The 12,358-nt window shown below is 55.2% G+C and carries 12 protein-coding genes; 4 read left to right on the top strand and 8 right to left on the bottom strand.

Annotation, left to right across the window (positions count from 1 at the left end):
* Positions 1-29 precede the first annotated feature (29 nt).
* Together RHJ02_RS04595 and RHJ02_RS04590 are read right to left on the bottom strand one after the other, a co-directional pair.
* Complete coding sequence (locus RHJ02_RS04595) at positions 30-341, bottom strand: hypothetical protein (protein WP_310744885.1); 312 nt, start codon at positions 339-341, stop codon at positions 30-32.
* 89 nt (positions 342-430) lie between these two features.
* Positions 431-763, bottom strand: coding sequence for a hypothetical protein (locus tag RHJ02_RS04590; protein ID WP_206201264.1), 333 nt, complete (start codon positions 761-763; stop codon positions 431-433).
* Between the two features lie 376 nt (positions 764-1,139).
* Here RHJ02_RS04590 and RHJ02_RS04585 point away from each other — a divergent pair, with 376 nt between their 5' ends.
* The gene (locus RHJ02_RS04585; RefSeq protein WP_310800503.1) at positions 1,140-2,648 is read left to right on the top strand and encodes a pyruvate kinase; all 1,509 of its coding nucleotides are present in this window, start codon (positions 1,140-1,142) and stop codon (positions 2,646-2,648) included.
* Between the two features lie 8 nt (positions 2,649-2,656).
* Here RHJ02_RS04585 and RHJ02_RS04580 read toward each other — a convergent pair whose 3' ends face one another.
* From RHJ02_RS04580 to RHJ02_RS04555, 6 genes are all read right to left on the bottom strand, one after another.
* The gene (locus RHJ02_RS04580; RefSeq protein ID WP_310743452.1) at positions 2,657-3,898 is read right to left on the bottom strand and encodes an efflux RND transporter periplasmic adaptor subunit; all 1,242 of its coding nucleotides are present in this window, start codon (positions 3,896-3,898) and stop codon (positions 2,657-2,659) included.
* Positions 3,899-3,935: 37 nt separating this feature from the next.
* A complete protein-coding gene (locus RHJ02_RS04575; protein ID WP_206201262.1) occupies positions 3,936-4,871 on the bottom strand; it encodes a DNA polymerase III subunit delta' in 936 nt (311 codons plus the stop codon).
* Positions 4,868-7,591, bottom strand: a complete 2,724-nt coding sequence (locus tag RHJ02_RS04570) for a CBS domain-containing protein (protein ID WP_310743451.1) — start codon at positions 7,589-7,591, stop codon at positions 4,868-4,870. Before RHJ02_RS04570 ends, RHJ02_RS04575 begins: the two co-directional genes overlap by 4 nt.
* Positions 7,592-7,675: 84 nt before the next feature.
* Positions 7,676-8,170, bottom strand: a complete 495-nt coding sequence (locus RHJ02_RS04565) for an isoprenylcysteine carboxylmethyltransferase family protein (protein WP_310800502.1) — start codon at positions 8,168-8,170, stop codon at positions 7,676-7,678.
* Positions 8,171-8,218: 48 nt separating this feature from the next.
* Positions 8,219-8,752, bottom strand: a complete 534-nt coding sequence (locus RHJ02_RS04560; RefSeq protein ID WP_206201259.1) for a 4Fe-4S binding protein — start codon at positions 8,750-8,752, stop codon at positions 8,219-8,221.
* Between the two features lie 107 nt (positions 8,753-8,859).
* On the bottom strand, positions 8,860-9,891 hold the full coding sequence (locus RHJ02_RS04555; RefSeq protein WP_310743450.1) for a D-alanine--D-alanine ligase family protein: 1,032 nt from the start codon (positions 9,889-9,891) through the stop codon (positions 8,860-8,862).
* Between the two features lie 72 nt (positions 9,892-9,963).
* Between RHJ02_RS04555 and RHJ02_RS04550 the strand changes: the two genes are divergently transcribed.
* The 3 genes from RHJ02_RS04550 (at position 9,964) to atpC (ending at position 12,319) form a co-directional block, all read left to right on the top strand.
* A complete protein-coding gene (locus RHJ02_RS04550; RefSeq protein WP_149817325.1) occupies positions 9,964-10,158 on the top strand; it encodes a DUF2862 domain-containing protein in 195 nt (64 codons plus the stop codon).
* Positions 10,159-10,386: 228 nt separating this feature from the next.
* Positions 10,387-11,835 carry a F0F1 ATP synthase subunit beta gene (atpD, locus tag RHJ02_RS04545; RefSeq protein ID WP_310744881.1) on the top strand — a complete coding sequence of 483 codons (1,449 nt, stop codon included), beginning with the start codon at positions 10,387-10,389 and terminating at the stop codon, positions 11,833-11,835.
* 67 nt (positions 11,836-11,902) lie between these two features.
* Complete coding sequence (gene atpC / locus RHJ02_RS04540) at positions 11,903-12,319, top strand: ATP synthase F1 subunit epsilon (protein ID WP_206201257.1); 417 nt, start codon at positions 11,903-11,905, stop codon at positions 12,317-12,319.
* The last annotated feature ends 39 nt before the right edge of the window (positions 12,320-12,358 follow it).

Raw genomic sequence — 12,358 nt, 5'->3', positions numbered from 1 at the left:
TTCTAGGACGATGGCTTTGTTTTTGCAATTTAGTTGCAATAAGTTAAGTCTTTGCTGTACCACCACTGGCGATCGCTAGGGGATAACTCCACCCAATAGAGCGTAATCACCATCATGGCGCCCGTTTCGAGGTGGCGCACCCAATAGCTGGGATGCCGTTTTGTGGCACTGTCGAGAACAAGCCGCCGCCCAATGCGCCGCCAACTGGGTTCTTTGCTGCGCCAAGCAATGCGGCAACAGGGCCACGGTAACTGCTCGCGGTCAAAAAGGCGACAACAGGCACCCATGACCTCATAGCTGAATGAATAGCCGGGACTGTAGAATTGAGTCCCACTCGCCAAGACAGGTGGCTGTTCTATGGTTGAATCTAAGCCAATCAAGGGGATGCGCTAACGTGCAGGCCAGCTTTCCAGTGTATCAGGAATCCCCCCTAGGGTTCTTGGGCGGCAATCAAAAGGGCACAGCAGCTAAAGCCAATGACGAGGGGGAGCAAAGACTGCAGCCAGCCACTCAAGCCCGTGGTGACTAGGGCGATCGCCAGTGCCAACATCTGTAGGCGGCGTTGCTGCGGGGATGGGGCAGCCGGCAGGTCAATGAATTGCAAGCCATCGGTGGGCAAAGGTAAGGGCATCACGCCGCCAGGGGGAAACGCCCAATACTGGTACTGCTCAATAAAGAGATCTGTCCAGCCATGTTCTTGGCACCAGGCCACTGCGGACTGATAGGAGTATTTGAGTAATTGCAACGAAGGATGACGATCCATAGGGGCACTGGTCAGGGCAAGACAATGAACATCTCTATTGAGAACATAACAGAACTGGGAAATCGGTTTGGAACCCTTGTAGTAACTCTTAATCCTTTTGCTTGGGAGAAAATTAAGATTCCCGAAAGAGGTCAGCAGATATACTGAAAGATAGATAGAGTTGTGTCAGAAAGCACAACGGTTCCTACACCACCGTTCGTTGCAGCCGAGTGATGTAAAGAAGTGTTTATTTATGTTTTGCAGTGAGGGGTATTGTTAAGCCATCAATTCATGGTTTTCAAGAATCACTAAATTTCCCGCAAATCCCCATGAAATCTGGCTTTGCCATGAGTCCAACCGAATCATGAATTCCCTTAAAATCATCTAGGAGGCAGTTATGTTGCTGGAGGCACCGACTGTACCGGTTTCACCGGTTGCCTTGCTCCATAGCTTGTTAGAACTGCGGCAGGAAATTACTAAAGAGGGGGAAGCCCGTTTTCAACAGTGGCAATCAAAAATTAAGCGATCCGAATTTATACCTAGTGCCCGCAATCTTGCCTACTATTTGGCCTTGCGCTGGCGGGATCTACGGGCAATTCAAATGGCCTTGATGCCTTGGGGGTTATCGTCCTTAGGACGGATCGAGTCGCGGGTGCTCCCCAATTTGGATGCGGTGATCAATACTTTGGGCGCCCTGTGCCATACCCATGAGTCACTGCCCCCCCGCCCACCCTTAGATGCCTTTTTTGCGGGCGATCGCCAACTGCGCCGCCAGACAGAAGAACTCTTTGGATCCATTCGCGGCAAACGCCATGGGCGCATCATGGTGACCCTGCCCCCTGAGGCGGTGACTGACCCCCAATGGAGCATTACCCTGCTGCGCAAGGGCATGAACTGTGCCCGCATCAACTGTGCCCACGATGACCCTGCCACTTGGGAAGCGATGATTGAGCACCTGCAAGCGGCAAGCCACATTACGGGTCAACCCTGCAAAATTCTCATGGACTTGGGGGGGCCAAAACCCCGCATTGCCGACATTTTTCCGGAAACGGTGCGCGTCCACGGCGGCGATCGCCTGCGGCTGACAACGGAAATTTGCCCTGATGGTGGAGAAATACCGCAATTCACCTGCTCCTTGCCAGAAATTTTGCCGCAATTGGCGGTGGGGCAGCGGGTTTGGATTGATGATGGCCACATTGGCGGTCGCATTGTCAGCAAAGATGAGCAAGGGGTGGAACTGACTATCACCCACTGCAAAGAAGGACAGCGGTTGAAAGTGGCCAAAGGCTTGAACTTCCCCGACAGTGATTTGCGCCTCTGTCCGTTGACCGAAAGCGATCGCGAGCATCTGGCCTTTGCTTGCCGCCATGCCGACATCATTGGCTACTCCTACGTCCAGTCCGCCGAGGATATTGCCCTACTGCAACGGGAACTGGAGCATTGTTGTGGCGATCGCGCCGACCAGATGGGCATCATTGCCAAAATTGAGACCCCGAAAGCAATTCGAGCACTGCCAGAACTGATCATCCAAGCGGCGGGTCGGCAACCCTTTGGCGTCATGATTGCCCGAGGTGATCTCGCGGTTGAAATTGGCTACCAACGCTTGGCAGAAATGCAGGAGGAAATCCTCTGGCTCTGTGAAGCCGCCCATGTGCCCGTGGTTTGGGCCACCCAAGTCCTTGAAAACTTGGTGAAAAAAGGCGTGCCCTCCCGTGCAGAAATCACGGATGCGGCGATGGCGGAGCGAGCGGAGTGTGTCATGCTCAACAAAGGCCCCTATGTGGGACTGGCAGTAGATATCCTCGATGATGTCCTTGCCCGCATGGAAGCCCACCAGCAGAAGAAAACACCGCAACTGCGGGCACTGCACTCGTGGCACCCCTACGAGACAATTGTGCGCCAATAAACCTCTAGTTAGCCTTCAGAGAGGATGCTGGGGCGAATTTTATCCCCGTCCCGCAGGGGCCGACCCGAACGGACGACATAGCGATCGCCAGCATTCAAACCACTGAGGATTTCCACTTTGTCCTCCCGCCGTTGGCCCAGGGTGACCTGCCGCTCCTGCACGCGATCGCCAACCACCACAAAAACGCTGCCTTGCCGTGAGGATAGTTGCCCCTCCTCAAAACCACTGAGGGCGGATTGCGGAATCATCAAGCGCGGCGCATTCGCTCCTTGGAAGGCCACCCGTGCCAGTAAACCACTGCCCAGGCGTTCATCGGCATTGTCAATCACGACTTCCACAGGAATCAGACGGGCAGCGGCAGCGGCAGGTGAAATTCGCGTAATCCGTCCTTCATAAGTGCGGTTGGGCACGGCATCAAACGTCACTGTTGCCCCTTGGCCGGGAGCTAATCTCGCTAATTCCCGTTCCGAGACTTCCACAACAACTTTGAGTTGACGAATATCGCCAAGGCGAAGAACTTCTCCCCCCGGTTGCAGTAGGTTGCCCACTTCTGTCAGTCGCTCTAGCACCACGCCATTGAGGGGCGATCGCAGGAGGGCTTGATTCAACCGTGCCCGTGCCTGTTGGACAAAGGCGATTTGGGCTTGCACCCGACCTTGGGCAACGGCCACCCCCTGTTGGGCGGTCACCACCTCTGCTTCACGAGACCGCAGTACCTGCCGTGCTGTTTGCGCCGTTGTGCGTGCCTGTTCCGCTGCTTGTGCTGAGACGGCACCATCCCGCAGCAGGGTTTCAAGGCGGCGGGCGTCACTTTCCGCCTGTTGGAGGGTAAGACGGGCTTCTTCGACGGCTGTACGGGCGCGATTGACGGCGGCTTGGGCTTGGATCACCTCGTTGCGACGGGCAGCCAGTTCTGCCTCTGCTGCAAAGACGGCATTTTTGAGGACAACGGGATCCACCTCCGCCAACAGTTGCCCCGCTTGCACGCGATCGCCCACATCTACACTCAGGTGAAGAACTTGTCCCTCCACCTGCGATCGCACCATCACTTCACGGTAGGGGCGAGTGGTACCTGTCAGGGTTGAGCCTGTTTCCAGCCGTTCCAAGCGTGCCACCGCCACATCAGCAGTAACCCCTTCACTCTCCGGACGCGCGACTGCCGGTGATTCTAAGCGATTTATTGCCGACTGGCATCCCCCCAAGAGCACCGCGATCGCGATCGCCCCCAGCCATTGTTGTTTCGCCATCATCTGTCTATTTATCTTCCCAACTGCTGCCGATAGCCTATCACACCGTCCCCAACTGCATCAGTAACACCTCCCAGACAAGGCGAGGCTGAACGTACTGCTGCAAATACTGACGGGCACGCTCCAATTGCTGAAGCATAGACACCTTCTGCGGGAACGATCCCCCTTGCCAAATTTGCTGCTGCATTAGACCGAGGAGCCAGAGCTGTCGTTCCACATCAAGGGATTGGCTAATATCTCGTGCCAATTCCAAAGCAGTTTGTAAAGGGAGGGGTGTGGTCAGTTGTTTGCCGAGGTGGCGGAACGGCTCAGGAATCTCTCGCCATGTTTGCCACGCTTGCAGAACTGCTCCTGGGGAGCCAGCTCCTAGGTCAAAGAGGGCGGGGCTAACCTCCTGCCAAAATTCAGGGGGGGCGACCTGTCGCAGGACCTGTTCGAGATCGGAACGGTTGAGGGGATAGAAGGGAATTTTCTGACAACGGGAAACTATCGTATTCAAGAGTGCTGACGGACTGGGAGCAATGAGAATCAACGTGGCACGCCCCGGTTCTTCGAGGGTTTTTAGCAGGGCATTGGCGGCGGCTTCGTTCATGGTTTCAGCTTGGGTCAAGACCACTAGCGATCGCGACGCACGCATCGGCGGTTGGCTGAGGTGACGGCTGAGTTGGCGAATTTGCTCTAGACGAATCTGGGGGGCACTGCGGGGAATCTCCTTCTCAGCGGCGAGGAGTTGGCGACGGGTGTAGAGCGTCCCTTGGACACTGTAGGTGGGTTCAATCCAGAGGACATCCGGGTGGTTGCTGAGATCACTGGCCTCGTTGAGAATTGCTTGCAGAAAACAGCGGGCAGTGAGGGCACGGCCTACCCCTTCAGGTCCAATAAAGAGATAGGCGGGGGCGAGTCGCTGGCGATCGAGGGCATGGGTCAGGAGTTGCACAGCGGTTGGCTGACCAATGACAGAGCGAAACCAATTCATGGTTTGGGGAAATGGGCTGCAACATAGGCAATGGCACTGGGGCGATCGCTGACAAGGCCATCAAGCATTGCCGATCGCAGGGCAAGGAGAATTTGCCGTAACTGCGGTCCGCGAGGATAGCCCAACTGTTGCAGATCATGGCCATTTAGGGGCGGCTTTTGCAATCGCCAATGCCAGAGATACTCCCGCAATAGGGCGACATCCCCTAAATCGGCTGCGCTACCTTTTGCCTGCTGTACTGCGGCCAAAAGCACAATGACGGGTAAGGGGTGACGCTCTAAAAATTCACAGTAGCGACTGCGCTGTTGCTGGCTCTGCCGCAATCTCTGCCACTCCTGTTGGCATTGAGGAAAAGTGTCCAGCCACTCACAGATGTGCTCCCCCAGTTGCAGTTGACGGGCGATCGCCCCCGCCGTGGGGACAGTCACAATCAAGGCCAAGAGTTCTAGCTCCCACAGGGGAAAGGTTTGCCACTCTTGCCGCTCAGGCACTTCTGGCCACCACTCCCAAACCAATTTCAAGCGCACCTTGGCCGCCTGATCAAACCTCACTTGGCGATCTAAACACTCAAGGGCACCCAATTCCGCCAGCAGGGTCAAGGCACGCTCACCGCCAAAGTGTTCCGTTGGCGCAAGGGGCAGTTCAAGGATGTGGCGCAGTTCATTGCGCAGCCGACTTTGGAGGGAAGGCCGTTTTGAGGTGGGGCGATCGCGGGTGGCAAAGACACCACTGGTGAGGGCATATTCAATGTACTGGCGGGTTTGCGGCTCTAGGTCAAAGCCAAGGCGCACAGCAAAGCGCACGGCTCGAAAAATCCGCGTCGGGTCTTCAATAAAGCTATTGGGGTGGAGCACCCGAATCAGTCGCCGCTGCAAATCCTCCCGTCCGCCAAAAAAATCAAGGACTTCCCCATGGCGCGGTGGTGTTAGGCGCATGGCTAGGGCATTGATGGTAAAATCGCGGCGGTAGAGATCTTGGCGAATCGAACTGGCAGCCACTTCCGGATGCGCGGCTGGATAGGGATAAAACTCACTGCGGGCGGTGGCAATATCCACAGCAAACCCGGCTAAGGGCAAGGCCTTCGGCCAGTGAAGTGCAGCGGTTTGAAACTGACCGTAGATCTGTAAATCGGTCTCTGGGTAGAGGTCATGGAGCGCTTGTGCCAAATGCACGCCAGCAGCTTCCTCCTGTTGCACCCCATCCACCACCAAATCAAACTCCCGTGTCGGTAAATGGTGATTCCCTTGGGCGATCGCCAGCAGCAGATCCCGCACTGCGCCACCCACAAGGTATAGTTGCCAGCCGCGTTCCTTGGCGATCGCTGCCGCCCGTTGTAGTAGTGTCCACAGTTGCTCCGGCAGCCGTTGTTGCAGTGCCTCGTAAAGATTTAGGGTTGGCAAGGGGCAGACCGTTTCCGTTTCGCGGCTGAGGGCATAGAGGTGGCGCAGCACATCGGTACGGGTGACAATTCCCACAAGATCACCTTGCTCATTCACCACCGGTAGCCGCCCAATATCGTACTGCACCATTAGGGCTTGAATCTCTGGCAGTGGCGTTGTCGGGGAAACCGTGCGCACCGGTGCTTTCATGTATCCTTTGACCGGGGCATGGGCAAAGCCGTGGTGCAGCGCTACATCCAAATCTCGCCGTGAAATAATCCCCAGCAATTCCCCTGCGGCACTCACCACCGACAGACCAGAGTGGCCATAGCGCAGCAAGACGCGGTGGGCATCGGCAATGGGGGTTTCTGGACGTACTGTTCGTACGGGTGAGGACATGAGTTCTGCCGCTGTTGGCGGATGGGGAATCTGTGCTTGAAGCGCTGTAAATATCTCTTTGAGCACCGCCTCTGGCTGGTCTGTGGTCATCGTCACTGCGGCGGCTTGGGCATGGCCACCCCCGCCAAGGGGAGCCAGCAAATGGGCAACATTGACATTGGGAATTTGGCTGCGGGCAATAATGGCGAGATGATGTTGGCGATAGTAGTGCCCAAGGAGAATGGCATCGCATTCACTGAGATCCGCCAATTGGGTGATTAACCGCGAGAGGCCGGGGAGATACTCCGCCGTGTGCAGCAGCACCCAGCCCAGCCGATAGCCCTGATAAACTACTTGCTGGAGATTTGCCCATGCTTGGCGTAGATAAGGTTGCAGGTCTGCACTCAAGCCAGCCTCGGAATAGGTGGCGATCGCCCGCTGATTGGCGCCTTGGCTCAACAGCCACGCCAAGGCCTGCACATCCCGCACCGTGGTTTGCTCAAAGGTCAAGGAACCCGTATCGGCGTGAATCCCTAGGGCAAGAACCGTTGCTTCTGTGGGTGTGAGGCGAATCTCTGCGGTCTGCAACTGCTCGCAAATGATAGTACTGGTGGCTCCAACGGGTTCTAACCATTGCTGCTGGGAGACAATATCCCCCGTCATCTCCAAATGGTGATCGTACAGGCCAATTTGGACTTGGGGTTGATCCAGCCATCCTGCGGCTTGCCCCAACTGGCGACGCCACTGCGTATCCACCACCCAAATCTGGCGCAATTGACTGGGGTCAACGGCTCTTGCTTCAATGAGGAGATATTCATCGCGATGGTAGGCCAAAAACTCCCCCACCTTGGGATGGGTTCCCCCAGTCAAGACAATTTTGGTTCCCGGATAAAGGCGTGTGACACCGACGGCTGCCCCAAGGGTGTCAAAATCAGCAATTTGATGACAAAGGACAACATCCATCAAAGATTCCGCAAGGGGATTGCAATCATAGCGTAGCTTAATGGCCTAGGCAATAAATGAGTACAAAAATTAGTGTTAAGTATTTTAGTACAGGAAGGGAATCAGTTTCTTCACCCTTTGCCGATACGTGGCATAGTCCTTAAACTTGGCCAACAGCCACTGTTCTTCTTGAGCGGCCTTGTGGTCAAAGAAGATAAAGAGGGCGATCGCCCCCAGCCCGTGGGAAAGACTCATTTGCCATACACCATAGGCCAAGGCCAAAAAGATCACACTGCTATAGATCGGATGGCGCACCCAACCATAAACCCCCGTGGTCACTAACTGACTGTCCTCCTTGGGATGGGGTAGGGGCGTCAAGTTGTTCCCTAGGTGAAACAAGCCAGCCATGCCTAGACCAAGGCCAATCAGACCCAAGCCAAGGGTCAATCCTAGGCGCACCACCAAGGGCAGGCTAACCACTCGGACCACTGGCAAGAGAATAAAGCCGATACTGAGTACCGTTTGGCCAATGACCCAAAATTCTCCCCGTTGATTGCGCCACCAGTCTTTGCTGAAGCCCCACTCTTCCAGTTTATTCACCTTGGTTGCCGCTGTTGGTGGATATCTTCAATTCTAGCGATCGCGCGCTCATTCCACAGGGGGCAACAATTTTGTGGCTTTCGCACTGGCCTTTTTCGCCTTCGTCTGGCCACTTCCCAGTTTACCCAAGGATTCTTGGAGTGTGCCCATCGGGCAAATCGCGCACCATGCCCGCTGATTAAAGATCACCCCCAAGAGAATCGCAACAATGGAGGTGACGACGCACATATTGACAAAGAGGCCACCCACCGCCACCCAGTTGCCCCATGCCAATGTCATGCGAAGGGCAAAAACCGTCATGATGAAGCTAAACACCGCCCAGCGAAAACTTTGTTTTTTGAAGAGTTTGGGATAGGGACGGTGGGGACTAAAGTGATAAAGCACAATGTCTAGGAACGCGCCACGCGGGCAGAGGTTGCCACACCAATAGCGGCTGCGAAAATAGGCCAGCACAGGAATACCCAGCATCATGGCCAGCATGAGGTACCCCAACCAAGGATACCAGAGGCCACCGATCGCAATTAGAAAAAATAGCCAAATCATTGCCCACTGACTGGGCTTGCCCCTCAACGATCGCTTCATAACCTGCCTAGTTTTATAGTCTTATATGACTATAGAGTTATTTAATAGAAAAAATCAAGGCCTAGATGCAGTGTCTTTATGACTCTTTACGTTGCTCAGGGGAATAGCTAGCCGTGCCGCTCTAGGGCCAATTGCACCAAGCGATGGACTAATTCTGGAAAGGGCACACCACTCGCCGCCCACAGTTGGGGGTACATACTCAGGGCGGTAAACCCCGGTAGGGTATTTACTTCATTAATCAGGATTTCGCCAGTGCTGGGTACATAGAAAAAATCAAAGCGGGCAAGGCCAGCGGCATCAAGGGCTTGAAAGGCCTGTAGGGACATCGTGCGGATCTGCTCACTCACCGCTGGGGGAATCTCCGCAGGAATATGGAGTTGAGCGCGGCCATCGGTGTATTTGGTTTCGTAGTCATAGAACTCGCTGCTGTAGGTAATCTCCCCCACCACCGAAGCTTGGGGTTTATCATTGCCGAGCACCGCGCACTCTAGCTCACGGGCAACCACACCCGCTTCCACAATGATGCGGCGATCCAGTTCGGCAGCGGCCTCAAGGGCAGTTGTCAGTTGTTGGCGATTTTTGGCCTTGGAGATGCCCACGGAGGAGCCAAGGTTGGCAGGTTTGACAAAGCAGGGATAGCCCAATTCAGTTTCAATGCGATCGCACAAATGGTTGTAACGACAGGGATCCGACCACAGGTCACTGCGCTGCAGGGCTACGTAGCGCACTTGGGGTAAGCCCACAGCCCCAAAGACCGTTTTCATCAAGATTTTGTCCATACCAATGGCCGAGGCAGCCACCCCCGAACCCACGTAGGGGCGTTGCATCAATTGCAGCAGGCCTTGCATCGTACCATCTTCACCATTGGGGCCGTGGAGAATCGGGAACCAAACATCAATGGTTTCGGCAACCGCAGGAAACTGCCACAGGGAGTCCTCTGGTGCTGCGCCCTCGGGGATGCCAACATGGTCTGTGGAGCGCCAGCGGCCATCTTTTTGGATGTAGATCGGAATCACTTCATAGCGATCGCGATTGTCGCCCTCGGTAAAGGCTTGGGCGATCGCTGCCGCCGAGACCACCGAAACTTCATGCTCCCGTGAGCGACCGCCAAACAATAGCCCGACCCGCAGACGACCCATAGGACAAACCCGTGTGAATGTGACGGTTTCTTGGTACGATTTTCAAGGATTATACAAAGTTTGGGAGTTGCTATGGACGTGGGGCAAAAAGTGCGCGTCTGTCGAATTCGCGATCGCGTCGCCCAAGACATCATTCAAAAACTCGGCCAAGTGGGTCAAATTACTGGTTTTAAGATGACCGATGGCAGTGGGGTTGGCGTCATTGTCACCTTTGACGATCGCTCCAGCACTTGGTTTTTTGAGGACGAAATTGAAGTCGTCGGCTAATTCCTGCCCTGCCGCCTTTTTCACAGCAACTGAGCGGGGTCAATAAGACCTCAGATTTGGATCCCACTGAATCCGATAGAAAAAGGCTGCATTAGTGGTACGTTGTATTGTGGTGCGCTTGCACCAAACGCTGCATTCCACTTTCAGTCTCGATCGTTGTGCCCCTTGGGGAGCGATCGCCCTCTGAAAAAACGCAAATGAATTTACCTAGACAGTAGGCAAACGTCCATGGTCATATCAGCAGAACGAACCAATGTAGGCTTTATTACTCAGGTCATTGGCCCTGTCGTTGACATTGAATTTCCCAGCGGCAAAATGCCCGCCATTTACAACGCCCTGCGGATTCAAGGCAAAAACGAGGCCGGCTTAGACGTGGCTGTAACCTGTGAAGTGCAACAACTCCTTGGCGATAACCGCGTCCGTGCCGTTGCCATGAGCAGCACCGATGGCTTAGTGCGGGGAATGGAAGCCGTAGATACCGGTGCCCCCATCAGCGTGCCCGTAGGGACAGCCACCTTGGGTCGCATCTTCAACGTGCTGGGTGAACCCGTGGACGAAAAAGGCGCTGTCAGTGCCACTGAAACCCTGCCCATTCACCGTCCTGCTCCCAGCTTTACGCAACTGGAAACCAAGCCCTCGGTGTTTGAAACGGGCATCAAGGTGATTGACCTGCTCACCCCCTATCGCCGTGGCGGTAAAATTGGCCTCTTTGGCGGTGCGGGCGTCGGCAAAACCGTGATCATGATGGAACTGATCAACAACATTGCGACCCAACACGGTGGAGTGTCGGTGTTTGCTGGCGTGGGCGAACGTACCCGCGAAGGCAATGACCTCTACAACGAAATGATTGAATCGGGCGTGATCGACAAAAACGATCCCAGCAAATCTAAAATCGCCCTTGTGTACGGTCAAATGAACGAACCCCCCGGCGCACGGATGCGTGTGGGTCTGTCGGGGCTGACGATGGCCGAATACTTCCGCGATGTCAACAAGCAGGATGTGCTGCTGTTTATTGATAACATCTTCCGCTTTGTGCAAGCCGGTTCTGAGGTGTCGGCGCTACTCGGTCGGATGCCCTCTGCGGTGGGATACCAGCCCACCCTCGGTACCGATGTGGGTGCCCTACAAGAGCGGATTACCTCGACCACGGAAGGTTCGATTACTTCGATTCAAGCGGTCTATGTGCCTGCGGACGACCTGACTGACCCTGCTCCGGCCACGACCTTTGCCCACTTGGATGGAACAACAGTGCTCTCCCGTGGTCTAGCCGCAAAAGGGATTTACCCCGCTGTGGATCCCCTTGGCTCCACCTCCAACATGTTACAGCCGAACATTGTGGGTCAGGAGCACTATCAAACGGCACGGGCGGTTCAGGCCACCCTTCAGCGCTACAAAGAGCTGCAGGACATTATCGCCATTTTGGGTCTCGATGAACTCTCAGAGGAAGACCGTCTAACCGTGGCGCGGGCACGCAAAATTGAGCGCTTCCTGTCTCAGCCCTTCTTTGTGGCGGAAGTGTTCACCGGTGCCCCCGGCAAATACGTCACCCTCGAAGAAACCATCAAAGGCTTCCAGATGATCCTCAGCGGTGAGCTGGATGATCTGCCCGAACAAGCCTTCTACATGGTGGGCAATATCGAAGAAGCCAAAGCTAAGGCTGAAAAACTCAAAGCCTAGGTTTCACAGGTGTCCATACAGGGTGGGGCAACCCGCCCTTTGATCATTGAGTGGCAAGGGAAGCGTTATGGTGATGACCGTCCGGGTAATTGCACCCGATAAAACCGTTTGGGATGCCCCCGCTGAGGAAGTGATTTTGCCCAGCACAACGGGGCAATTGGGTATTCTCTCAAATCATGCCCCTCTCTTAACCGCCTTGGAAACGGGCGTGATGCGGGTGCGCCAAGACCGCGAATGGGTGGCGATCGCCCTCATGGGGGGCTTTGCCGAAGTTGAAAACAACGAAGTGACCATTCTTGTCAACGGTGCTGAGCGCGGGGACACAATTGACCTCGAAAAAGCCAAGTCCGAATTTGCTGAAGCACAGGCCGCCCTCGCTAAAGCCGAACAGGGGGAATCTAAACAGGCCAAAATTCAAGCCACCCAAGCCTTTCGTCGTGCCCGTGCTCGCTTGCAGGCCGCAGGGGGCGTGGTCGAGATTTAGGTTCTTTCCCTGATTTGCTGAACTGCAATTGCTCCCCCT

This window comes from Thermosynechococcus sp. TG215 (assembly GCF_031583455.1).
In the GTDB taxonomy this organism is placed as follows: Bacteria; Cyanobacteriota; Cyanobacteriia; order Thermosynechococcales; family Thermosynechococcaceae; genus Thermosynechococcus.
Note: the sequence above shows the minus strand (reverse complement) of the source record. Positions and strands in the feature narration are given on the sequence as shown.

What these genes read in the sequence shown, in the direction of transcription:
- RHJ02_RS04550 (WP_149817325.1), top strand. Translation starts at nt 9,964, where the DNA reads ATGGACGTGGGGCAAAAAGTGCGCGTCTGTCGAATTCGCGATCGCGTC.
- RHJ02_RS04575 (WP_206201262.1), bottom strand. Translation starts at nt 4,871, where the DNA reads ATGAATTGGTTTCGCTCTGTCATTGGTCAGCCAACCGCTGTGCAACTC.
- RHJ02_RS04560 (WP_206201259.1), bottom strand. Translation starts at nt 8,752, where the DNA reads ATGAAGCGATCGTTGAGGGGCAAGCCCAGTCAGTGGGCAATGATTTGG.
- RHJ02_RS04555 (WP_310743450.1), bottom strand. Translation starts at nt 9,891, where the DNA reads ATGGGTCGTCTGCGGGTCGGGCTATTGTTTGGCGGTCGCTCACGGGAG.
- RHJ02_RS04580 (WP_310743452.1), bottom strand. Translation starts at nt 3,898, where the DNA reads ATGATGGCGAAACAACAATGGCTGGGGGCGATCGCGATCGCGGTGCTC.
- RHJ02_RS04570 (WP_310743451.1), bottom strand. Translation starts at nt 7,591, where the DNA reads ATGGATGTTGTCCTTTGTCATCAAATTGCTGATTTTGACACCCTTGGG.
- RHJ02_RS04585 (WP_310800503.1), top strand. Translation starts at nt 1,140, where the DNA reads ATGTTGCTGGAGGCACCGACTGTACCGGTTTCACCGGTTGCCTTGCTC.
- RHJ02_RS04590 (WP_206201264.1), bottom strand. Translation starts at nt 763, where the DNA reads ATGGATCGTCATCCTTCGTTGCAATTACTCAAATACTCCTATCAGTCC.
- atpD (WP_310744881.1), top strand. Translation starts at nt 10,387, where the DNA reads ATGGTCATATCAGCAGAACGAACCAATGTAGGCTTTATTACTCAGGTC.
- atpC (WP_206201257.1), top strand. Translation starts at nt 11,903, where the DNA reads ATGGTGATGACCGTCCGGGTAATTGCACCCGATAAAACCGTTTGGGAT.